The 21,529-nt window shown below is 63.5% G+C and carries 19 protein-coding genes; 9 read left to right on the top strand and 10 right to left on the bottom strand.

Annotated features, from left to right (window positions below; genetic code table 11):
* Window positions 1–73: 73 nt before the first annotated feature.
* The 3 genes from BMY03_RS12235 to BMY03_RS12225 form a co-directional block, all read right to left on the bottom strand.
* Complete coding sequence (locus tag BMY03_RS12235; RefSeq protein WP_094011255.1) at window positions 74–724, bottom strand: hypothetical protein; 651 nt, start codon at window positions 722–724, stop codon at window positions 74–76.
* Window positions 725–889: 165 nt separating this feature from the next.
* Window positions 890–1,105, bottom strand: a complete 216-nt coding sequence (locus BMY03_RS12230) for a hypothetical protein (RefSeq protein WP_023628923.1) — start codon at window positions 1,103–1,105, stop codon at window positions 890–892.
* A 71-nt stretch (window positions 1,106–1,176) separates the two neighbouring features.
* Complete coding sequence (locus BMY03_RS12225; RefSeq protein WP_023628924.1) at window positions 1,177–2,064, bottom strand: phytanoyl-CoA dioxygenase family protein; 888 nt, start codon at window positions 2,062–2,064, stop codon at window positions 1,177–1,179.
* A gap of 391 nt (window positions 2,065–2,455) precedes the next feature.
* On the opposite strand from BMY03_RS12225, the gene BMY03_RS12220 reads away from it, so the two are divergent.
* The 9 genes from BMY03_RS12220 (at window position 2,456) to BMY03_RS12180 (ending at window position 13,702) form a co-directional block, all read left to right on the top strand.
* Window positions 2,456–3,034, top strand: coding sequence for a TetR/AcrR family transcriptional regulator (locus tag BMY03_RS12220; RefSeq protein WP_023628925.1), 579 nt, complete (start codon window positions 2,456–2,458; stop codon window positions 3,032–3,034).
* 288 nt (window positions 3,035–3,322) lie between these two features.
* On the top strand, window positions 3,323–4,849 hold the full coding sequence (locus tag BMY03_RS12215) for a flavin-containing monooxygenase (RefSeq protein ID WP_023628926.1): 1,527 nt from the start codon (window positions 3,323–3,325) through the stop codon (window positions 4,847–4,849).
* A complete protein-coding gene (locus BMY03_RS12210) occupies window positions 4,846–5,721 on the top strand; it encodes an alpha/beta fold hydrolase (RefSeq protein ID WP_023628927.1) in 876 nt (291 codons plus the stop codon). Before BMY03_RS12215 ends, BMY03_RS12210 begins: the two co-directional genes overlap by 4 nt.
* Window positions 5,722–5,939: 218 nt before the next feature.
* Window positions 5,940–7,097 (top strand): iron-containing alcohol dehydrogenase, encoded by a 1,158-nt coding sequence (locus tag BMY03_RS12205; RefSeq protein ID WP_094011199.1) that lies wholly within the window; start codon window positions 5,940–5,942, stop codon window positions 7,095–7,097.
* A gap of 12 nt (window positions 7,098–7,109) precedes the next feature.
* Window positions 7,110–8,441 carry an APC family permease gene (locus BMY03_RS12200; RefSeq protein WP_023631752.1) on the top strand — a complete coding sequence of 444 codons (1,332 nt, stop codon included), beginning with the start codon at window positions 7,110–7,112 and terminating at the stop codon, window positions 8,439–8,441.
* A 79-nt stretch (window positions 8,442–8,520) separates the two neighbouring features.
* Window positions 8,521–9,945 carry a gamma-aminobutyraldehyde dehydrogenase gene (locus BMY03_RS12195; RefSeq protein WP_094011198.1) on the top strand — a complete coding sequence of 475 codons (1,425 nt, stop codon included), beginning with the start codon at window positions 8,521–8,523 and terminating at the stop codon, window positions 9,943–9,945.
* A gap of 43 nt (window positions 9,946–9,988) precedes the next feature.
* A complete protein-coding gene (locus BMY03_RS12190; protein WP_038705991.1) occupies window positions 9,989–11,242 on the top strand; it encodes an aspartate aminotransferase family protein in 1,254 nt (417 codons plus the stop codon).
* A gap of 96 nt (window positions 11,243–11,338) precedes the next feature.
* Window positions 11,339–12,718, top strand: coding sequence for an aspartate aminotransferase family protein (locus tag BMY03_RS12185; protein ID WP_094011197.1), 1,380 nt, complete (start codon window positions 11,339–11,341; stop codon window positions 12,716–12,718).
* Between the two features lie 57 nt (window positions 12,719–12,775).
* Window positions 12,776–13,702, top strand: a complete 927-nt coding sequence (locus tag BMY03_RS12180; RefSeq protein ID WP_094011196.1) for an NAD(P)-dependent oxidoreductase — start codon at window positions 12,776–12,778, stop codon at window positions 13,700–13,702.
* 255 nt (window positions 13,703–13,957) lie between these two features.
* Here the strand turns inward: BMY03_RS12180 and BMY03_RS12170 are convergent, their stop codons facing one another.
* From BMY03_RS12170 to BMY03_RS12140, 7 genes are all read right to left on the bottom strand, one after another.
* A complete protein-coding gene (locus tag BMY03_RS12170; protein WP_094011254.1) occupies window positions 13,958–15,007 on the bottom strand; it encodes an AraC family transcriptional regulator in 1,050 nt (349 codons plus the stop codon).
* Window positions 15,000–16,028, bottom strand: coding sequence for an AraC family transcriptional regulator (locus tag BMY03_RS12165; RefSeq protein WP_094011194.1), 1,029 nt, complete (start codon window positions 16,026–16,028; stop codon window positions 15,000–15,002). Before BMY03_RS12165 ends, BMY03_RS12170 begins: the two co-directional genes overlap by 8 nt.
* A 141-nt stretch (window positions 16,029–16,169) precedes the next feature.
* A complete protein-coding gene (locus BMY03_RS12160; RefSeq protein ID WP_425311894.1) occupies window positions 16,170–17,840 on the bottom strand; it encodes a long-chain-fatty-acid--CoA ligase in 1,671 nt (556 codons plus the stop codon).
* A gap of 105 nt (window positions 17,841–17,945) precedes the next feature.
* On the bottom strand, window positions 17,946–18,713 hold the full coding sequence (locus BMY03_RS12155; protein ID WP_094011193.1) for an SDR family NAD(P)-dependent oxidoreductase: 768 nt from the start codon (window positions 18,711–18,713) through the stop codon (window positions 17,946–17,948).
* Entirely contained in the window at window positions 18,713–19,885 is a 1,173-nt protein-coding gene (locus BMY03_RS12150; RefSeq protein WP_038705988.1) for an acyl-CoA dehydrogenase family protein, read from the bottom strand. The genes BMY03_RS12155 and BMY03_RS12150 overlap by 1 nt, the downstream gene beginning before the upstream one ends.
* 54 nt (window positions 19,886–19,939) lie before the next feature.
* Entirely contained in the window at window positions 19,940–20,296 is a 357-nt protein-coding gene (locus BMY03_RS12145) for a DUF6285 domain-containing protein (protein WP_094011192.1), read from the bottom strand.
* Window positions 20,293–21,351: a phosphotransferase family protein gene (locus BMY03_RS12140; RefSeq protein ID WP_038705986.1), complete on the bottom strand. Its 1,059-nt coding sequence runs from the start codon at window positions 21,349–21,351 to the stop codon at window positions 20,293–20,295. Before BMY03_RS12140 ends, BMY03_RS12145 begins: the two co-directional genes overlap by 4 nt.
* Window positions 21,352–21,529 lie beyond the last annotated feature (178 nt).

The raw sequence follows: 21,529 nt of genomic DNA, 5'->3' as shown, positions 1-21,529 counted from the left end.
GGCGGTTGAAACGGCAGGCTCCTGGCCCGCCATGGAGTAACTTCATAGACTGAAACAGCCGAATAAACACGGTCTACTCAAAGCGCGCAAGATGCCGCCTTAGTTGGATTTTACTGGCGCGCTCAAGCGCACCATAGGCATAGAATGACTGCACGATCGAGTACGACCACGTCAGAAAAGCCAGCGTCATGAAAACCATCTTTGTGTCATCGCCCGCAATCGGGAAGAAATCATAGCGCAATGCTATCGTCAATCCCGCCACACCACTCAAAGTGGTGGCCAGCGCATGCAGAAGCTCACCGGCACGACACAGCCGCCAGACAAAATAGGCCAGGTAGGTCGTGTAGACCAACCACATCCCTACATAAAAATAAGGGAGGAAGGCCTTGAACGAGGCCGACATAAAGTAAATGGCCGCGACCACGAAGCCAGCCAGGAATAGCAAAATGTCACTCACCGGAGACGGCTTGTAGTCATGCGTAACCGACATCAAACCGAGCGTTGCAATCACAGGAATCCCAACACCTCGAGAAAAGGCATCAAGAAACATGGCGACGTTATAATTAGCCTGCCAACCGGTAACGATAAAGACCGCGAAATTTGTCGCCGATATTCCTACAATCAAAAACTCTCCACCGATTAGATAGTTTCCTCTCCCGAAAAATGCCACCCCATAGAACAGACCGCAGATAATTAGCAGTACACATGAGACCAGGATGCCCACTTCTATCAGTTGCACGAAAACAACCTCTTAATCTGGAGGGCGACACCATATTGTCATTCGACAGAGTTCCGTAGGTCAATGGACACCATGGGCCACCTGGAAAATGCTGGCTAAGTTACTGACCTGCTCCAGCAACTGCATTTATAGGGGCAGGTCAGCCAACCGTTAGTTGACCAGGGCCCTCAGGTCACTATCAATTTCCTTTAGCACTTCTGGCGAAATCAATCCGCCAGAGTATTTCGCCGCTGTCACCAAGGCAAAGCCGCGGGCCATGCCAATTTGCGGATGCTTACTGATACCGGGCACGTGCTTTTCAAGTACCTGGCTCGTATTGTTGTTATCCAGCAATTCGCCTACTTTCGAGTCGATTGAAAACGCCATGGTCTTATCTCCTTGGTTGCGCCCTGTCGGGCAGAAATTCAATACGCAGCCAGCCGTGCAAGCCCAAGCACTCAGAAGTCTTTCCCTGGTTCGGAAAAGGCAGGCATGCCCAGGAGCTCCTGCGGGTCACGCATCTGACCATCGATTTCCACCCAGCCCAGCAGCGTAGAGCTCACACTCCAACCCAGAAGGCGCTGCATTTCTGCAGGAAGTTGGCGAATCCGTTCAATGGGGATGGAAAGGAAGTGATTCTCTTCAAGGCGCAGGATGGCCAAGTCGTAGGCCATGGTCAGGCCAGTCCGAGGAGACGACGTGGTATTGGCGCCACCGCCGTGATAGACCGAGCCCAGCCACAGCAGCGCAGAGCCTGCCTTCATCTCAGCGGCGATGGTTTCTTCCTGGGTCGGCATGCGCTCGTCATCCCATTGATGACTACCCGGAATCACTCGCGTCGCCCCGTTTTCTTCGCTGAAATCCGAGATGGCCAGCATCATCTGCAGGCGGGCCTCGCGTCCGAACTGGGGATGTCGCCACAGCGAAGTGGCGTCGTCTCGATGCAAGGGCTGCAGGCCTTGGCCTGGCCCGATTTGAATGGCCTGGGTAATGCTGAGTTGAATGTCAGGCGCCATTTCGATGCGGTCGCTGCCCACCCATACATGGGTTGGTGTCTGAAGAATCTGCCTGGCCGCGCCGATGAACAATGGGTTTAGTGCAACCTCCACCGCGATGTCGCTTCGACCGATGATGCGACCGACACGGCGCGTCTGCGTACCGGCGAAATAGGGGTCTTCTCCGCAGGGCGTGACATTCAAGTAGGTGTCCAGCTCCTCGGCGAGGCACTTGAGCGTCTCTGGCGAGACGAAATCGGAAATGATGACCCCGCCGTCACGCCGGATGATTTCCACCACCTGTTCAACCGACGAGTCACCACTGACCGTCGAGAGTTTTCGTGTATCCATCTGCCTTCTACCTGTCCGGTTTTGTCATTGTTCTGTCCAGCGAGCCCGGGCAACGGCGTCGTCTCACCGGAGCCGCCAGCACAGTCACCTCTTGCGCCACTACCGAAGCCCTTGATCACCTGCTCGGCGTTGCCATGATTATTTAATATATTCATTTGATCAAGTCATTTGATCTAGGTTTTTTGTAACCCTCCCGCGGCCGCCTCGACCTCAGTGAAATCCAGCGCTCGGCATTCGTTACTGGCAATGACCACATACCGGCCGCCAAGGTGCGGACACAAACGGCTCCATCCACCCATCTCATGGAACAGGCAATGACTTTGCGATAGCATTCGTCACCGCCGACGCCGGCACCGGCGGTTGGCGCAATGCCGACAAGGGAGAACGCTGAATGGCTCGGATAGGCGCAGAAGAACGCAGACAGGATTTCATTGAAGCGACCATCAAGGTGATCGCGGAACATGGCATAGCCAACGCCACGACGCGGCGCATCGCGGCAGCTGCGGATTCACCGCTGGCATCGCTGCATTATGTTTTTCACACCAAGGAGGAGTTGTTCTATTCGGTCTACGAGTCTTTGATCAACATGCCACAGCAATCGCTGCAGGCGCCGGCAGACGCCCTCCCCGCCGACTCGGTGGGAGATATGCTGCGCCAACTGGTCAAGTGGTTCATCGCGCACCCCGAACGGGCCATCACACAATTCGAGCTCTTCTTCTGGAACCTGCGTAACGATCCGCAGATGGCAGCCAAGATCTATATCGTTTCCCTCGAAGCGACTCAGCAGGCCATCCAGAAGGCAACCGGCGATGCGCTGGACCATGCCGCACGGACCACTGTCAGTCGGCTACTGATCAACCTCTTCGATGGCTTACTGCTCTCCTGGACCGCCCACGGCGACCCCGAACGCCTGGAAGCGGAGACAGAAACGGCCTGCAAGGCGGTCAGGCTGCTGGTGGAAAGCTACTGAGAGGCCATCCAGAGATGCCGTGCTCCGGTGCGACGCGGCAATCCTGGATACATAGGGCCCGATAGATAGAACCACAGGGGCTTCTTGCAGCATTAGCAGTCCCCTTCTCCCAGAACGACTCCCCCCACGCGTTGGCCGGCGCCCTCGCAGTCACTCAAAGTTCAAATCATCCCAAAAAAAAGACTTCGCGGTGCATTTTGCACCTTGTACCGGGCAATCGGCCACCTCATCATGGTCAAATGATCAAGTCAAAAGATCAGTCTCTACAACACTAGAATAGGAGGCGACATGTCCTCGCACACTGCTCTTCCGGTTGAGCCGCTCGACATTTTGATCATTGGAGCCGGTGTGTCTGGCATCGGCGCGGCGGCCTATCTGCGACGCCAGCAACCCGACAGGACGTTCGCAATTCTCGAGTCCCGCGAACGCATGGGCGGCACCTGGGACCTGTTCCGTTATCCCGGCATCCGCTCCGACTCGGACCTCTACACCTTCGGTTTCGACTTCAAGCCCTGGACCAAGGCGAAATCCCTGGCGGATGCCGCGGACATTCTCGAGTACCTGCGCGAAGCCATCGACGAGTACCAGCTGGAGCCGTTCATCCAGTACCAGCAGAAAGTCGTCTCGGCCAACTGGCAAAGCGACAGAGGCCTGTGGGCAGTGCGCATCGAGGAAGGCCAGACGGCTCAGGTGCGTACGGTCGAATGCCGCTGGCTATTCAGTGCCGGTGGCTACTATCGCTATGATCAGGGCTTCACCCCCCGCTTCGAGGGCACCGAGCAGTTCAAGGGCCAGATCGTTCACCCGCAACACTGGCCGGAGAACCTCGACTATGCGGGCAAGCGCGTGGTCGTCATCGGCAGTGGCGCGACCGCGGTAACGCTGATTCCGGCCATGGCAGACAAGGTCGCCAGCATCACCATGCTGCAGCGCACGCCTTCCTACATCATCAATCAGCCGGCCACCGACGGGGTTGCCGCGTTCCTGCGCAAGGTCCTGCCGGCGCAAACCGCCTATTCCCTGACGCGCTACAAGAACGCCAAGATCACCTTGGCGTTCTGGGGCTTCTGCCAGCGTTTCCCCAAGCTCTCGAAAAAACTGCTGCTGTGGCTGACCCGCAAGGAGTTGCCGAAGGACTACCCGGTCGACGTGCACTTCAACCCACCCTACAACCCGTGGGACCAGCGTCTGTGCTCGGTGCCCGAGGGCGACCTGTTCAAAGCCATCAGTACCGGCAAGGCCGACATCGTCACCGACCATATCGAGCGCTTCACCGAGTCCGGCGTATTGCTCAAATCGGGCAGGACGCTGGAGGCCGACATCATCGTCACGGCCACCGGGCTCAACGTACAAATGTTCGGTGGCATCACCCTGCACAAGGACGGCAAGCCGGTGGTGCTCAACGAGACCCTGGCCTACAAAGGCATGATGCTCTCCGGCGTGCCCAACTTCGCTTTCGCGGTGGGCTACACCAACTCGTCCTGGACCTTGAAGGTCTGCCTGCTGTGCGACCACTTCTGCCGCCTGCTCGGTTTCATGGCGCGCGAAGGCTACAACGTCTGCGAGCCAAAGGCGCCGGCCGGGATCGAAACCCGCCCTCTGCTGGACTTTGGTGCCGGCTATGTGCAGCGCGCGCTCGACAGCGTGCCGCGGCAGGGGCCGTGTGAGCCCTGGGTGATGTCGATGGACTACTTCCGCGATATCAAACTGCTGCGCCGCGGCACAGTGGCGGAAAAGTGCCTCAGCTTCAGCAGCGTACCGAACGTGCCGGTGCATGCCGGCGTCGAACTGCAACAGCCAGGTAGCCGCCGATGAGCCGTGATCGCTTCTGCGAGCTACCGGGCAAAGGCAAGCTCTGCTATCGCAGCTACGGTGTCGAGGGTGCCCCGGCGGTCCTGCTCATCGTCGGCCTCGGGCTGCAGCTTACCTACTGGCCGCAAGCGCTGATCGCCGGGCTGGTCGAGCAAGGGCTGCAGGTCATCACGCTGGACAACCGTGACTCGGGCAGGTCGTTCTTCACCGACGTGACGCCCCCCACGACCCTGCAGCAATTCCTGCGCAAGCGCACCGCCGGCTATGACCTGGCCGACATGGCCAACGACGTCATCGGCTTGATGGACGGCTTGCAGCTGCAAACAGCGCATGTCGTGGGAATGTCGATGGGCGGCATGATCGCGCAGACCCTCGCGGCACGTTATCCGCAGCGGGTCAGGACCCTCACATCGATCTTTTCCACCACGGGTTCCCTGCGCGTCGGCCAGCCGGCGCTCAAGGCCCTTCTGCAGTTGCTGCGCCGCCCGCCGCGCAGCGAGAAGGAAAGCGTTCGCGACTACGTGGACATCATGCGCGTGATCGGCTCCACCCTCGAGTGGAACGAGCCGGCCTTGCGTGAGTATGCCCAGCTGGCCTGGGAGCGAGGCGGTGGCGAGGCGAGCAACCTCGGTACCGCCAGGCAGATCGGCGCAATCATCAACTCCGCCGACCGTACCGAGGAGCTGCAGCGGATTCGTTGCCGCACCTTGGTCATCCATGGGGAAAAAGACCTCATGGTCGCCACCAGCGGTGGCTACGCCACGGCGGCGGCGATCCGTGGCTCCAGCCTGGTGTTGCTGCCCGGGATGGGGCATGACTTTCCGGCTTGCCTGTCCACCACGCTGCTGTCCCTGCTGACGGGGCACTTGCGTTAACAACAATTTTCTTTAGGGGCGTGCAGCTTGGCCGCCCCTCTTTTTATTCCGCTGGAGGCCTTTAGCGACACGTTGCAACACCACCCAAAACAACAACATACCGGCTTGCGCCAAAGCGCCAGGCCACACATCACACGCCTGAGCGGCCGACCGCGACCAGGCGCGGGTGCTCCTCCACTGCCCTTTCGACAATGACAACAATTGAGCAAGAGGTACGTATGGAATTCAAATTCTTACTCCCCAGCAAGATCGTGATGGAACCTGGCCTGCGCGAGCGCACCGGTGAACATCTCCAGGGCCTTGGCCTGGCGCGGGTGCTGATCGTGACTGATGCCGGGGTCAAGGCTGCGGGGCTGCTGGACAGCATCTATGCCAGCCTGGACAGGGCAGAAATTGCTTACGAAGAAGTCGCGGACATCAAGGCCAATCCACGCAGCGAAGACATCAACCGGACGGCGCAGCAATATCGGGGCAAAGGCATCGACGGCCTGCTGGCGGTGGGTGGCGGCAGCGCGATGGACGCGGCCAAGGCCATCAGCCTGCTGCTTACCCACGACGGGCGGATCGAGGACTACGAAGGGTCGTTCACCCTCAAGCACGCCATACCGCCGATCATCGCCATCCCGACCACCGCAGGTACCGGCAGCGAAGTGACGTGCTTCTCGGTGATCACCGACACTGCCCGCCATTTCAAGATGAGCGTCCATGATTACCGCGTCGGCCCCGTGTTGGCGCTGCTCGACTCCCGTATCCTCGACACCCTGCCCGCGTCGATTGCCGCCGCCACCGGCATGGATGCCCTGACCCATGCCATCGAGGCGTACACCTGCCGCGTTTCGAACCCGATCAGTGATGGCCTGGCATTGCATGCCATCCGCCTGATCAGCCAGCACCTCAAGGCGGTCGTACTGGAGCCAGACAATCAAGAGGCGCGCGAGCAGATGTTGGTGGCCAGCCTGATCGCCGGCATGGCATTCGGCAACGCTGACGTCGGCAGCGTGCACTGCATCTCCGAGTCAATTGGCGGCATGTACGACACCCCGCACGGCGTCGGCAACGCGATCTTCCTGCCCTTCGTCTTTGGCCACAACCGCGATGCCGACATCCTGCGCCACGCCCAGGTGGCCTACGCCCTGGGGATCGACCCGACGCTGGCGCCGGCCGCCGCCGCCGAGGCCGCCGTGGATCATCTGTTCCAGATGAGCAAGGACCTGGGCATCCCCTCCTTCGCCGAGGTCAAGGGCGTGCGCGAGGAGGACTTCCAGGCCATCGCCGAAAAATCCAAGCAGAACTTCTCGGACGCCAGCAATGCCAAGGCGATGTCCGTCGAGGCTTATCACGACATCATCACCACCGCTTACCACTTCGTCGCGTAGGAGGGCTGCGTCATGAGTCATTCAACCTCCAGCGCCTCGTTGAGGCGCACCTTGGGGCCGTTCTCGGTGCTGCTGTTCGGCCTGGCGTTCCTTGCCCCGCTGATCGTCTTCGGCACCTACGGCGTGATCACCCAGGCCAGCGGCAACACCACGGCGATGGCCTACCTGATCGCGGCGACCGGGGTGGTGTTCACCGCGTTGAGCTACGGGCGGCTGGTCAGGGTATTCCCGGTAGCCGGTTCGGCCTATACCTACACCCGCAAGATGCTCAATGCCAATCTCGGGTTCATGGTGGGCTGGGCCGCCCTGCTCGATTACTTCTTCATCCCGATGCTGATCTGGCTGCTCGGTGCCAGCTACCTCAACATGGCCTTTCCAGAGGTCCCGCAGTGGGTGTGGATCAGCGGCTTCATCGTTTCCACTTCACTGCTCAATGTCCTTGGCATCCAGGTCGCCAACCGCTTCAACGTGCTGTTGATGGCGGCGCAACTGGCGATCATCGTCGTGTTCCTGGGCCTGTGCATGCACTACATCGTGGCGGCGAACGGCCCTGGCGGGCTGCTGTCGGCCAAGCCGTTCTTCAATCAGGACGTGCCCTTCGCCACCAGCATGGCCGGCGCCGCCATTGCCGCCTACTCGTTCCTGGGCTTCGACGCGCTGTCCACGCTGAGCGAGGAGACCCGAGAGCCGGGCCGGACGCTGCCACGCGCCATCCTGCTGGTCGCGTTGATCGGCGGCTCGGTGTACGTGGGCTCCTCGTACTTCATGTACCTGGCCCATCCCTCCCCCAGCTTCGAGCAGGTGGACGGAGCCGCCTTCGAGATCGCCCGGATGATCGGCGGCGATGTGTTCTTCGCCGTGGTGCTGGCGGGGATCATCATCGCCCACTTTGCCGCGGGCATGTCGTTCCAGGCCAGCGTGGGACGGCTGCTCTATGCCCTCGGCCGGGACAACCAGCTGCCGCGCAAGGTGTTCGGTGTCCTGCATCCGCGCTTCAAGACCCCGGCCTTCAACATCCTGCTCTGCGGCGTTTTCGGCACGGCGGGTTTTGCCTTGACGATCGCCACCGCGACGTCGCTGGTCAACTTCGGCGCGTTTGTCGCTTTCACCGCCGTCAATCTGTGTGCATTGCGGCTCACCTTCGATGCCCGGGTCAAGGATGGCGCCGGCCTGCTGCGGGGCGTGCTGTTCCCGCTCATCGGCTTGGTCACGGCCGGGTGGATGCTGATCAGCCTGGATAAAGACGCGCTGATCATGGGCAGTTGCTGGCTTGGCCTGGGGTTGATCTACCTCGCCTGCCGCACCAGCTTCTTCCGCAGCCCGGTACCTGAGGCATTGGTGTAGCGACGCCGTTCCAATCGAGTGCTCTGACGACAATCACAAGGCTGGCCTTTGGCCGCGCCGTTAAATGGCGAGAATCGACATGCAAAGCAAACTTCTGATCAATGGTGCCCTGGTAGCCGGCGAAGGCGACGAGCTGGCCGTGTACAACCCCTCCCTGGGCAGCGTCCTGGTGCAAACCAACGAGGCCAGCCAAGCCCAGGTCGATGCCGCGGTGCACAGCGCCGATGCGGCCTTCGAAGCCTGGTCGCAAACCCCGCCCAAGGACCGCGCAGCCCTGCTGCTCAAGCTCGCCGACAGCATCGATGCCCAGGCACCGGAGTTCGCGCGCCTGGAAGCCGACAACTGCGGCAAGCCTTACACCGCCGTGCTGCAGGACGAGCTGCCGGCGGTGTCGGACGTGTTCCGCTTCTTCGCCGGCGCCGTGCGCTGCCTGCAAGGTTCGGCCGGGGGCGAGTACATCCCGGGGCACACCTCGATGATTCGTCGCGATGCGGTCGGCGTGGTCGCCTCCATCGCGCCGTGGAACTATCCCTTGCTGATGGCGGCCTGGAAACTCGGCCCGGCCTTGGCCGGCGGCAACACCGTGGTGCTGAAACCCTCGGAGCACACGCCGATGACCACTTTGAAACTCGGCGAACTGCTGGCCGAGATCTTCCCTGCCGGCGTGGTCAACATCGTCCATGGTCGGGGGGCCACGGTCGGTGAGCCGCTGACCAGCCATGCCAAGGTGCGCATGGTGTCGCTGACCGGCTCCGTACGTACCGGCAGCCGGATCATCGAGGGCACCGCCGACAGCGTCAAACGCATGCACATGGAATTGGGTGGCAAGGCCCCCGTGCTGATCTTCGACGATGCCGATATCGACGCGGCCGTCGAAGGCATTCGTGCCTTTGGCTTCTACAACGCAGGCCAGGACTGTACCGCCGCCTGCCGCCTGTATGTGCAGAAGTCGGTCTACCCCGAGTTCGTGCGCAAGCTCGGTGAGGCCGTGGCCAGCATCAAGTGCGGGCTGCAGGATGATCCCTCGACCGAGATGGGGCCATTGATCACCGAAGAGCACCTGGGTCGCGTCGAAGGCTTCGTCAAGCGTGCCCGGGAAGTGCCTCATATCGAGGTCGTCACTGGTGGCAAGCGCGCCGCAGGTAGCGGGTTCTTCTTCGAACCGACGGTCCTGGCCGGCGCCCGCCAGGATGACGAGGTGGTGTGCCGGGAGATCTTCGGCCCGGTGGTGACAGTCTCGTCGTTCGAGGACGAAGCCCAGGCGCTGGCCTGGGCCAATGACTCCGACTACGGCCTGGCCTCTTCGGTGTGGACCGCCGATGTCGGCCGAGCCCATCGCCTGGCCGCGCGCCTGCAATACGGCTGCACCTGGGTCAATACCCATTTCATGCTGGTGAGCGAGATGCCCCATGGCGGCGTGAAGCTGTCCGGCTACGGCAAGGACCTGTCCATGTATGGCCTGGAAGACTACACCGTGGTGCGCCACGTGATGTTCAAGCACTGATAGCGCCAAGCAAATGTTGCCCGATCACTTCAAGAGGTTATGCATGAACAACATCGAGACATTCGAACGGCTCGAGTCCAACGTGCGGATGTATTGCCGCGATCTGCCGCTGGTCTTCGATACTGCCCAGGGCAGCAAGATCCGCGGCGAAGATGGCCGCGAGTACCTGGACTTCTTTGCCGGCGCCGGTGCCCTGAACTACGGCCACAACGACCCGCGCATGCGCGATGCGTTGATCGCGTACCTGTCGGCCAACGGCGTGACCCATGCCCTGGACCTGCACACCACCACCAAGCGGCAGTTCCTCGAGTCGCTGGAACGCGACCTGTTCAAGCCGCGCGGCTGGGACTACAAGGTGCAGTTCACCGGCCCGACCGGCGCCGATGCCGTCGAGGCGGCATTGAAGCTGGCGCGCAAGGCGACCGGGCGGAGCAAGATCGTGTCGTTCTATGGTGCCTACCACGGCATGACGGCTGGTGCGCTGGCGGTCACTGGCAACCGCACCCGGCGCGGTCCGGGGCTGTCCACCGACGTGGTGTTCGTGCCCTACGAAGACAGCCCTTACGGCGCCTTCGACAGCATCGGCTTCCTCGAGCGCCTGGCCAACGACCAGGGCAGCGGCTCGGAGCTGCCAGCGGCGGTGATCGTCGAATCGGTGCAGATCCAGGCCGGCGTCTACCCCGCCTCCAATCAGTGGCTGCAAGCCTTGCGCCAATGGACCCGTGCACACGGGGTGTTGCTCATCTGCGACGAGATCCAGGCTGGCTGCGGCCGCACCGGTGACTTCTTCGGCTTCGAGCGCTCCGGGGTGGTCCCTGACCTGATCACCTGCGCCAAATCGATCGGTGGCTACGGCCTGCCCATGGCCATCGTGTTGATCGGCGCCGGGCTGGATGTCTGGGAGCCGGGCGATCATATCGGCACCTTCCGCGGCAACCAGTTGGCGTTCCTTACCGCCCAGATTGCCCTCGGCTATTGGCGCGACGAGCAGTTCCTGAAGTTGCTGGCCGCCAACTGCGCGGCCATGGAACGCGCGGTCGCCGGCTACGCCGAGATTCCAGGGGTCGCCTCGGCGCGCTGCCGCGGCATGATCGCCGGCATCGATTTCGGCCGCGGCAACGTAGCCTTGGCCAAGGATGCCCAGCAGCGCGTGCTGCAGGCGGGCGTGCTGGTCGATCGCTGCGGGCCGAACGGCGAGATCATCAAGCTGATGCCACCGGTGAACACCCCGACCGAGCAGCTCGAACAGGGTCTCAAGGCGTTCGGCGAAGCGGTCGCGGCAGCGCTTGGTCAGTAACCGCAGGATCCTGCCGTGCGTCCCGTGACGATCCACGGGGCGCAGGCAACCTGCTCACTTGCGGGCGATCGAAGCCTGCGACAGGAACATGAACCAATGAACACGCTCACTGCGACCGCGCGCAACGATCTGGCAGCACTCATTCACCCCAACACCAACCTGGCCCAGCATCAGGAAATCGGGCCGTTGGTCATCACCGCAGGCGACGGTGTGCGGGTCTTCGACGAACAGGGCAATGCCTATATCGAAGCCATGTCGGGCCTGTGGAGCGTTGCCCTGGGTTTCAGCGAACAGCGCCTGGTCGACGCCGCCGTCGAGCAGCTCAGGCAACTGCCCTACTACCACAGCTTCAGCCACAAGACCAACGCCCCGGCCGCGGCGCTCGCCGCCAAGCTGGCGGAGCTTGCGCCCGGCGATCTGAACCATGTGTTCTTCACCAACTCAGGGTCCGAGGCCAACGACTCGGTGGTGAAGATGGTCTGGTACGTGAACAACGCACTGGGCAAGCCCGCCAAGAAGAAGTTCATCTCCCGCCAGCAGGCCTATCACGGCGCCACCGTCGCCTGCGCCAGCTTGAGCGGCATCCCGTCGATGCACCGTGATTTCGATCTGCCGGCCATCCCGGTGCATCACCTGACCTGCCCGAACTTCTATCGATTCGGCCGGCCTGGCGAGACCGAGGAAGCCTTTTCGGCGCGCCTGGCGGACGAGCTGGAGCATTACATCCTCGACGAGGGCCCGGAAACCATCGCCGCGTTCATCGGCGAACCGGTGATGGCCGCAGGCGGCGTGATTCCGCCTCCCCAAGGCTACTGGGCAGCGATCCAGGCGGTGTGCAGACGCTACGACATCCTTGTGGTGATCGACGAGATCATCACCGGCTTCGGCAGGCTTGGCACGATGTTCGGCGCCGAGCTGTACGGGATCCAGCCCGATATCATGGTGCTGTCCAAGCAGCTCACCTCGTCCTATCAGCCCCTGGCCGCCGTGCTGGTGTCCGATGCCATTCATGACGTCCTGCTCAGCCAGAGCCAGCGTTTGGGAGCCTTCGCCCATGGCCTGACCTGCACGGGTCATCCCGTCGCCACTGCGGTGGCGCTGGAAAATATCCGCATCATCGAAGAGCGCGACCTGGTGGGCCAGGTCCAGCGCCTGGCCCCTGAATTCCAGCGCCGTCTGCGCGAATTCGCCGACCATCCGCTGGTGGGCGATGTGCGCGGTATCGGGCTGGTGGGCGCCATCGAACTGGTGGCGAACAAGGCCACCGGCCAACCCTTCGCCCAGCCCGGCACCTTGGGTGGCTATGTGTTCAGACAGGCGCACAAGCACGGGCTGATCATTCGCGCCATCTACGACACGATCGCCTTCTGTCCGCCGTTGATCTGCACCCAGGCCGATATCGAGGCGATCTTCAGCGCCTTCGAACGCACGCTGGTCGACGCGACTGACTGGGCCCGCGCACAGAACCTGTTGTAGGCGAAAGACTGCGCCCGCGTCCTGGATACCTAAAACAAAAATCATGAGGGTTGGAATGTGAGCACGCAAAATGAGCAGCGCCTCGACGTCGATGTATCGGTAGTCGGGCTCGGCGCCATGGGCACGATCATGGCCCATGCATTTCTCAAGCAAGGCAAACGCGTGGCGGTGTGGAACCGTTCGCCTGGCAAAGCGGCGGCGCTGGTCGCCGCTGGTGCTCAGCTGTGCGACTCGGCTCACGCCGCGCTCAGCGCAAGCCCGGTCACGGTCTTCGTGCTGCTGGACGACCAGGCGACCCATGGCGTGCTTGGCAGGCCGGGGGTGATGGCGGCACTCGCAGGTCGCACAGTGATCGATTACACCACCAACGGCCGCGACGAGGGCCTGGCGCTTCAGGCGCTGGTCAACGCCGCTGGTGGCCTGTACGTCAAAGGGATGATAGTGGCCTACCCGCGCAACGTCGGTCATCGCCAGAGCCACACCCTGCATACCGGCGATCGTGAGGGTTTCGAGCAGCATCGGGCGCTGCTCGAAGCGCTGGCCGGTCAAACGATGTTCCTGCCTTGGGACGAAGCACTGGCCTTTGCCACCGTGCTCCACGCCCAGGCATTCGCCACGATGATGGCGTTCTTCGAGGCCGTGGGCGCGAGCGAGCGTTTCGGCCTGCCGGTGGCGGAGACGGCCAGGCTGCTGCTCGACACGTCACGGTTTTTCATCAGCGACGCGCTCGAAGAAGCGGTACGCCGGCTGGAAGCGCAGGATTTCGCAGGCGATCAGGCCAGGCTCGATGTGCATGCCGGCGCCTTCGCTCACATCGCCCAGGCGCTGCACGCGCAAGGGGCCTGGACGCCGGTCTTCGACGCCGTATGCGGGGTCGTGCAAAGGGCTGAATCCATGGGCCATGGCGATCAGGACATCGTGGCGGCCACCCAGGTATTCGCAGCGGCCAACCCTCCCGAAACAGCCGCACAAAGGCCCATTTAATGGCGCACTTTATCAAGCTTTAGCCAACGCCACGGGCCAGACTCGAAGATAACTACAAAAACAAAAGCTGGAGGTTCCCATGCGTATCTTTGCTTTTCTGGTGGCCAGCGTGACACTTGCCCTGTTCCTGACGGCGGTCTACGCCCCTCAGTCTTCCATAGCCAGTCGATCCGTGGCACAAACGGCGCACGCGGCGCACCCTATCGCGAGCATTGGCGATATATTCCGGGGTTACTAGCGAAGGGCCGACACCCTCTAGGGGCGCGTACGTCCGCGCCCCAGCAGACGCGGCTGGCGCTTGATGCCGTGGGCCTTCTGCCAGCTCAACGGGCTCATCTGAAACCAGCGATGAAAGGCTCGGCAAAATCCACTGGTGTCGGAATAGCCGAGCAGCGCGGCCAGCTCGCCGATGTTGGCCGAAGGCCTGGCAAGGTAGGCCTGGGCCATGGACTGACGTACCTCCTCGAGCAATTGCTGGAACGTCAGCCCTTCCTGCGTCATGGCCTGACGCAACTCGTTCGGCGTCAGCGCCATGATGCTGGCCACTTTCTGCGCCGTGGCCCGCCCACTGGGCAGCAGGTGATGCAGCAACTGCTTGATCTGGATGGCCAGCTCGTCGCCGGACAGCCGCTCCAGGCGCTGCATCCTCCTGACCACCAGTTGGTGCAACGCCTCATCACACAGGACACAGGGCTGCGCCAACAGCGATGATTCGAACACCAGGGCGACACAACGCGCATTGAAGGTGGGCGGCATGCCGAGCGCCTGGGCATACAAGGCGACATCGGTACTGGGCGAATGGTTGAGCCAGAGGGCGCTAGGTAGCCAGTGCGGGCCTGCCAGTGCGCGCATCAGTGCGATGCCCACGGCACCGGCCAGCTCCTCTGCCTGGCCCACGCCGGGCGCGTGGGAGGGGCGAACATGATAGCTGAGGATGGTCAGGCCGTTTTCGCTGTCCAGCCCGACTTCGGCCGCACCATTGTACAGGGCGTAATGGTTGCGCAATTCCACCAGCGCATCACCGACCGTGCGCGCATTGCGCAGCAGGTGGAGCAAGTCACCCAACACATCGGAGGCCTGGAACAGACCATATTCCAGGCCGAACAGCGCATTGCCCGAATGCCGACTGCAGGCCTCGAGCAAAGCACAGTATTGCTGGTAGGGGAGCAGATCGTCCTCGTCTTGAAGGCCCTGGCCCGGCAGGCCGACGTGCTTGAGCATCTGCTCGGGATCAAGCCCCTGCCCGGCGGCGAAGGCATGAAACCCGGTGAGGCTGATTGCCCGGACAAAGGGAACGTCAGCCATGTCGACCACGCCCGCTTTCGGCATCAGGCGCCTGGCGTAGCTGGCGCTTCCATTGTTGCGGGCTGAGGCCATGCCAGCGGCTGAACGCCCTGGAAAACGCGGCAAGCTGGGTGTATCCCAGCAACTCTGCCACCTGCGTCAGGTTGATCGTCGCATCTCGTAGCAACCGGGTGGCCATCGCCTGGCGGGTCCCGTCCAGCAATGCCTGGAAACTCGTGCCTTGGGTCAGCAGGTAGCGCTGCAGGCTGCGCGAGCTGATCTTAAGATCCATGGCAATCTGTTCGACCGTGACACGCCCCTGGGGCATGTGATTGCGCATAAGCTTTTGTACGTGCATGGGCAACGACTCCAGCGTGATATCCGCCAGCTCGTCCTGGAACTGCCGGGTCAGTTGCAGGATGCGTTGATCCTTTGCGCCAAGCTGTGCGTCCAGCAGCGCAGGGTCGAACACCCAGGCGTTTTCCGTGCTGGAAAAACGCGGCGCCACCCCCAGCAGACGCCGGTATGCCGAAGGCTCCGCCCCCGCGCCATGGCACAGCAGCAGGGCCTGCGGGCGCCAGAGGTGCTTGAGCAAACTGTGCATGAGCTGCGCGCTCATTCCCATCGCCCACTCCACGGTCTGTCTTACACAGGGCAGATCCGCATCGGTGACCTGACAGCTCAAGCGTGCATTGCCGAGATGCCGCTCCAGGCGAAACTCCACTGCCGTGCCGAGCACATGGGCGTACCGGACCAATGCCCTCAGCACCTCACCGACTGTGTCCGCGCTCTGAATGACATGCAGCAGGGTCCCCATCCCTCGCATGCCATGTTCAAGCCCGAACTGCAGAGCGAACAGGCGATTGCCCGAACGGTGCGCAGCCAACGCCAGTAGCGCGTTGAACGGGCGGGTTTCGATTGCGCCATCGGGCTCGCCAAGGGCAAGCGAAACCTCTGCAAGCAGCGCATGAGGCTCGAGCCTCTGGGCCAGAGCGAAGTCGTCGAATCCAAGTAACGCGGTCCCCAGGATATAGGACGTCATCAGAGAAGATCCGGCTCATGAATGTCGGTTCACAGGCAGGTAGATGCCTACCTGTATTTTGGCGGATAGTGTGAAGCTTTTCCTCCGTTCGATATAGCAGACTTGAGCGAGCCGGCGGCCGATCGGGAGAGTGACCACGCATCACCCTTCCGGCCGGTCACTGGCTGCAGCCGCCTGGCGAGCCCATTCGCGCAGGACGAATTTCTGGATCTTGCCGGTGGCCGTCTTCGGCAGCGCCACCAACGACACATGCCGCGGCGCCTTGAAGTGCGCCAGGCGCTCGCGACACCAGCGGATCAGCTCTTCGCCGGTGATGCCCACCTGGGCCTCGGCACACAGGGTGACGAAGGCATGCGGGGTTTCGCCCCAGCGCGAATCGGGCCGCGCCACCACGGCAGCCTCGAGCACCTCGGGATGCTGGTAGAGCACCTCCTCGATCTCCAGCGAACTGATGTTCTCGCCGCCGGAAATGATGATGTCCTTGGCCCGGTCCTTGATCTCCACATAGCCATCAGGGTGCAGCACGGCCAGGTCGCCGGTGTGCAGCCAGCCGCCAGCCAGGGCGCTGCGGGTGGCTTCGGGGTTGTGCAGGTAGCCTTTCATCACCGTGTTGCCGCGCACCACCAGCTCGCCCAGGGTCGCACCGTCGGCGGGCACTGGCTGGCCGCTATCGGTATCCAGCACCGTGGCTTCCTCGAGCATCGGATGGGCCACGCCCTGGCGGCTCATGAACCGCGCGCGAGCCTCCAGCGGCAGCTCGTCGACGCCTGGCTGCCACAGGCACAAGGTACTAGGGCCATAGCTTTCGGTCATGCCATAGGCATGGGTGATGCTGAAACCGCGCGCCTCCATGGCGGCGATCACCGCGCTGGGCGGTGCGGCGCCACCGGTGATCACCGACACCGCCTGGGACGGCGCGGCGCCTGCCGGAGCATGGATCAGCATCGACATCACCACCGGCGCGGCGCTCAGGTGGGTCACGCCATGCGCGGCGATGGCGGCGTGAATCGCCTCGGGCTGCACCTTGCGCAGGCACACGTGGCTCCCCCCCGACAGGGTCACTGCCCAGGTATGGCTCCAGCCGTTGCAGTGGAACATCGGCAGGGTCCACAAGTAGACGCTGCGCGGGCCGAGCTGGAAGATCAGCGCCCCGGCGCAGGCATTGAGGTAGGCGCCACGGTGATGCAGCACCACGCCCTTGGGATCGCCGGTGGTGCCGGAGGTGTAGTTGATGGCGATCGACTGCCATTCGTTGTGCGGCGCGCTCAACGGCCGGTTGCCATCGCCCTGGGCCAGGAAGCTTTCGTAGTCCAGGTCCGGCGCCAGGTCGGCGCCCTCGGCCTGGGCATCATCGATGCCCACCAGCAGCGGTGGCGTGTCCAGCATCGCCAGCGCCTTGTGGACCACCGCGCCGAACTCGCGATCGCACAACAGTACCCTGGCCGCGCAATGGCGCAGGATGAAGGCGATGCTGCGCGCCTCCAGGCGGATATTGATGCACACCAGCACGGCACCCGCGCCGGGCACGCCATAGTGCGCCTCGAGCATCTCGGGGATGTTCGGCGCCAGGATCGCCACACGCTCGCCCGGCTGCACGCCGACCCGCTCCAGGGCGCTGGCCAGGGCCCGGCTGCGCTGGTGCAACTGCTGGTAGGTGTAGCGACGGTCGCCGTACACCACCGCGTCGCGCTGGGGATAGACCTGCGCGGCGCGCTTGAGGAACGACAGTGGTGACAGCGGCACGTGGTTGGCCGCATTCGGGGCCAGTTCGTGTTCCAGGCTCGGGTTCATCATGACGGGTCCTTCGTCCATGGGCAGTTCAACGGTTGCACGCACATAACTACCTCTGTTTCTTGTTGTTCTTGACCGGCACGGCCGGTGCCATTCATCACGGGGGTTGCAAGGCTGGGGGTGTATCTACAGGCTGCTGCACAGGTGGCCGCCATCGACCACGATCTCGCTGCCGCTCATGCCGCGGCCGGCGTCACTGGCGAGCAGCAGCAAGGCGCCGTCCAGGTCCGCCGGCTGGCTGTAGCGCCGGCTCGGAATACGCGAACGCAATCTCTGCCCCGCGTCACTGGCCAGGAACGTCTCGTTCAGGTCGGTCATCACGTATCCCGGCGCCAGGGCGTTCACGCGAATGCCATGGCGCGCCAGCTCCAGGGCCATGGCGCGGGTCAGGTGCGCCAGGCCGGCCTTGGCCGCCAGATAAGGGCCGACGGCGCCGGCCACCCGGCTGGCGAGGATCGAGGTGACGTTGATCAGGCTGCCGCCCTGCCCTGCGGCAACCATGCGCCGCGCGCTTTCCTGGGCCACCGTCCAGGCGCCCTTGAGGTTGGTGTCGAGTACGCGGTCCCAACTGCCATCATCGCAGTCGAGCAGCGCCTGGCTGCCGCTCACCCCGGCGTTGTTGACCAGCACATCCAGGGGGCCGGCGGCATCGAGCACCCGGCAGACATCGTCCCGGCGGGTCACATCGAGGGCAAAGGCGCGGGCCCGGCCGCCGCTGGCCTGGATGGTCTCGACCAGGGCCTGCAACGGCGCCTCGCGCCGGGCGGTGACCAGCACCTCGGCGCCGGCGGCCGCCAGGGTTTGGGCAAAGTGCCGGCCCAGGCCACTGGAGGCCCCGGTCACCAGGGCGCGACGGCCATCAAGAGAGAACAGTCGAGCAAGTTGCGGCTGCATCAGTGACCTCCCGGGCGCTGGTCGAGGAGTTTCTTCGCCAGGCTCATGCGGTGCACTTCGCTCGGACCGTCATAGATGCGGAACGGCCGGATATCGCGGAAGATCCGCTCCACCACCGTGTCCCCGGTCACCCCGCGCCCGCCCAGCACCTGCATCGAGCGATCAACCACCCGCCACAGCGCCTCGGAGCTGATCACCTTGGCCATGCTCGAGTCGACATTGCCCCGCTCGCCCTGGTCGAGTACCCAGGCGCAGTGCCATACCGCCAGACGCACCACATGCAGGTCCATCTGGTTGTCGGCGAGCATGAAGCCGACACCTTGGTGCTCGCCCAGCGATTTGCCGAAGGCGTCGCGGGTGCGCGCATGATCGCAGGCGATGTCGTGGGCACGACGCGCGGCGCCGAGCCAGCGCATGCAGTGGGTCAGCCGTGCCGGCGCCAGACGCACCTGGGCGTAGCGGAAGCCCTTGCCGATCTCGCCGAGCACATCGCTCGCCGGGATGCGCAGGTTGTCGAAACGCAGTTGCCCGTGGCCACCGGTGAAGCAGCTGTCCAGCGAGTCCAGCTGCCGTTCGTGGACGATGCCCTCACGCCGCATGTCGCTGAGGAACATGGTCGCCGTGCCGTCCTCCATGCGCGCCATGATGATCGCGAAATCGGCGCCGTCAGCGCCGGTGATCAACCACTTGCGGCCGTTGATCAGGTAATCGTCGCCATCGCGGGTGGCCGTGGTGCGCAGCATCGACGGATCCGAGCCCGAGCCCGGCGCAGGCTCGGTCATGGCGAAGCACGAGCGCGCCCGACCCTGGACCAGCGGGCGCAGCCAGCGGTCCTTCTGCGCCTCGGTGGCGACCACGTCCATCAGGTGGATATTGCCTTCGTCGGGTGCGTGGATGTTCAGCGCCACCGGCCCCAGGGGTGAATAACCGGCCTCTTCGAAGACGATCGCCTTGGCCACATGGCTCAGGCCCATGCCGCCCATCTCGGGGCTGGCATGCGGGGTCAGCAACCCGGCGATGCGGGCCTTTTCCAGCAGGTCCTGACGCAAGTCGTCGCTGGGGCCGTGGCGGTCCTGGCGCGGGTCTTTCTCAAACGGAATCACGTGATTGGCAATGAAGTCGCGCGTTTTCGCCTGCAAGGTCAGCAGGTCGTCCGACAGGGTGAAGTTCATGGTTGTCCTTCTATGCGTTTTCAGTCTTGGAAATCGGGCAGTGGCCACCGGCGTTCAGGGCATGGCCTTGGGGTTGCTGATCGCCAGACGGTCAAGCGTCGTCTGGCGCAGCGCCTCGACCAGGGCGCGACGTGCCTGCGGCGCGTCGTGGCGACCTTCGCGGATGGTCTGGGCCAAATGCTGTCTCGTGCCGGCCAGGGTCGCTGGCGGCGCCTCGAGCACGGCGCCCAGACGTGCGTGCTCCTGGACCTCCAGCTCGCCTTGCAGGCGGCTTTCACGCGCAGCGATGGCCATGGCGTTGGCGATCATCAGCGCCGGGTAGCGCAGCTCGCCGGACAGCTCGGGCAACACCTGCTCCAGCAAGGTCTGGCGAGCGATATCGAGCAGTTGCGCGGCATTCGGTTGGGTCATGGCGCCTCGGCTCCGGTCATGTTCAAGATGTCGAGCTCCAGCTCCGGCAGCAGGCGCGCGGTCAGAGCCAGTTCGAGGGAAGGTTCTTCGCCGGACAGGTGGCGTTGTCCTTGCTGCAGGGCGATAACCGCCCAGCGCAGGGTGGCCATGACCTGCCAGTAGTGCAGTTGGCTAGGTTCGATGGCCAGGCTGGACACTTCGTGATAGCCGCGCAGGAAGTCCTCGAGCAGGCCGATGCCGCCCGCCTCCAGGTCGGGGCGGGTGAAACGCCAGCAACGGGCGCTGAACCAACCCAGGTCCTCGCAGGGGTCGCCCCAGCCACTGAATTCCCAGTCGAGCACCGCCTCCAGCCCCTGTTCGCTGGCCAGGTAGTTGCCGGTGCGGTAGTCGCGGTGCAGCAGGCACAGGGCCTGACTGCGCGGCACATGCAGCTCGCACCAGCGCAGGCCCCACTCCAGGGCCGGGTAGGCCTGGTCGAGGGTGTCGAGGTAGCGCCGGTAGGCCGTGAGGGTGGCCAGGGCGGGTGAGCCCTGAGGTATTGGCAAAAAGTCCAGCGCCGCACACGGGGGGCGCACCTGATGCAGGCGCGCCAGGTTGGCGCCCAACTGCGCCGCCAGCCCGCCCTGCCCTTGCGCACCGGCCTGGGCGCTGAGCAGGCGCCCGGCGGCGATGCCCGGCACGTATTCCATGAGGAAGAACACCCGCCCATGCACCCGCGTGTCACGGCACAGCCAGAGCGGTCGCGGTACCTTGACCCCGGCCTGGTAGACCACCTGCAGCACGGCGAACTCCTGTTCGCGGCCGAGGCTGGCCGGCAGCGCCGACAGTGCGTCACTGCGCAGGACCCAGCGCCGGTTACCGGCCCAGGGACCACCCTCGATCAACAGGTCGAGCCGCCAGTTTTCCTGGATGGCACCACCGCTCAAGCGCTTGCGCGCGGTGATGAGCACCCGCTCGGCGGCGGCGCGTTCGCGAATGAAGTCGACCAACTGCTGGTCGTTGTCGCTGGCCGCGATCGGATCGCTGGCCAGGGACGTCGTGGAGGAACTGCTCATGGGTCGATGGGCCCTGCCTTCGCTGGTGAATTGGCAACAGGGCCAGAGCAAAGCCTGGGCCAACTGTCGACCATCCACCTGCGAGCCCCGTGACGCCTGGGTTTGGGCATGTCCTGGCAGTGCCCGGCTGGACAATCTTCATTTCACTTGTGCAAGGCATTCATTCACTATTGAAACA

This window comes from Pseudomonas soli (assembly GCF_900110655.1).
Lineage (GTDB): Bacteria > Pseudomonadota > Gammaproteobacteria > Pseudomonadales > Pseudomonadaceae > Aquipseudomonas > Aquipseudomonas soli.
This window is presented reverse-complemented; position numbering and strand designations above follow the sequence as displayed.

What these genes read in the sequence shown, in the direction of transcription:
- BMY03_RS12230 (WP_023628923.1), bottom strand. Translation starts at nt 1,105, where the DNA reads ATGGCGTTTTCAATCGACTCGAAAGTAGGCGAATTGCTGGATAACAAC.
- BMY03_RS12225 (WP_023628924.1), bottom strand. Translation starts at nt 2,064, where the DNA reads ATGGATACACGAAAACTCTCGACGGTCAGTGGTGACTCGTCGGTTGAA.
- BMY03_RS12220 (WP_023628925.1), top strand. Translation starts at nt 2,456, where the DNA reads ATGGCTCGGATAGGCGCAGAAGAACGCAGACAGGATTTCATTGAAGCG.
- BMY03_RS12215 (WP_023628926.1), top strand. Translation starts at nt 3,323, where the DNA reads ATGTCCTCGCACACTGCTCTTCCGGTTGAGCCGCTCGACATTTTGATC.
- BMY03_RS12210 (WP_023628927.1), top strand. Translation starts at nt 4,846, where the DNA reads ATGAGCCGTGATCGCTTCTGCGAGCTACCGGGCAAAGGCAAGCTCTGC.
- BMY03_RS12205 (WP_094011199.1), top strand. Translation starts at nt 5,940, where the DNA reads ATGGAATTCAAATTCTTACTCCCCAGCAAGATCGTGATGGAACCTGGC.
- BMY03_RS12200 (WP_023631752.1), top strand. Translation starts at nt 7,110, where the DNA reads ATGAGTCATTCAACCTCCAGCGCCTCGTTGAGGCGCACCTTGGGGCCG.
- BMY03_RS12195 (WP_094011198.1), top strand. Translation starts at nt 8,521, where the DNA reads ATGCAAAGCAAACTTCTGATCAATGGTGCCCTGGTAGCCGGCGAAGGC.
- BMY03_RS12190 (WP_038705991.1), top strand. Translation starts at nt 9,989, where the DNA reads ATGAACAACATCGAGACATTCGAACGGCTCGAGTCCAACGTGCGGATG.
- BMY03_RS12185 (WP_094011197.1), top strand. Translation starts at nt 11,339, where the DNA reads ATGAACACGCTCACTGCGACCGCGCGCAACGATCTGGCAGCACTCATT.
- BMY03_RS12170 (WP_094011254.1), bottom strand. Translation starts at nt 15,007, where the DNA reads ATGGCTGACGTTCCCTTTGTCCGGGCAATCAGCCTCACCGGGTTTCAT.
- BMY03_RS12165 (WP_094011194.1), bottom strand. Translation starts at nt 16,028, where the DNA reads ATGACGTCCTATATCCTGGGGACCGCGTTACTTGGATTCGACGACTTC.
- BMY03_RS12160 (WP_425311894.1), bottom strand. Translation starts at nt 17,840, where the DNA reads ATGGACGAAGGACCCGTCATGATGAACCCGAGCCTGGAACACGAACTG.
- BMY03_RS12155 (WP_094011193.1), bottom strand. Translation starts at nt 18,713, where the DNA reads ATGCAGCCGCAACTTGCTCGACTGTTCTCTCTTGATGGCCGTCGCGCC.
- BMY03_RS12150 (WP_038705988.1), bottom strand. Translation starts at nt 19,885, where the DNA reads ATGAACTTCACCCTGTCGGACGACCTGCTGACCTTGCAGGCGAAAACG.
- BMY03_RS12145 (WP_094011192.1), bottom strand. Translation starts at nt 20,296, where the DNA reads ATGACCCAACCGAATGCCGCGCAACTGCTCGATATCGCTCGCCAGACC.
- BMY03_RS12140 (WP_038705986.1), bottom strand. Translation starts at nt 21,351, where the DNA reads ATGAGCAGTTCCTCCACGACGTCCCTGGCCAGCGATCCGATCGCGGCC.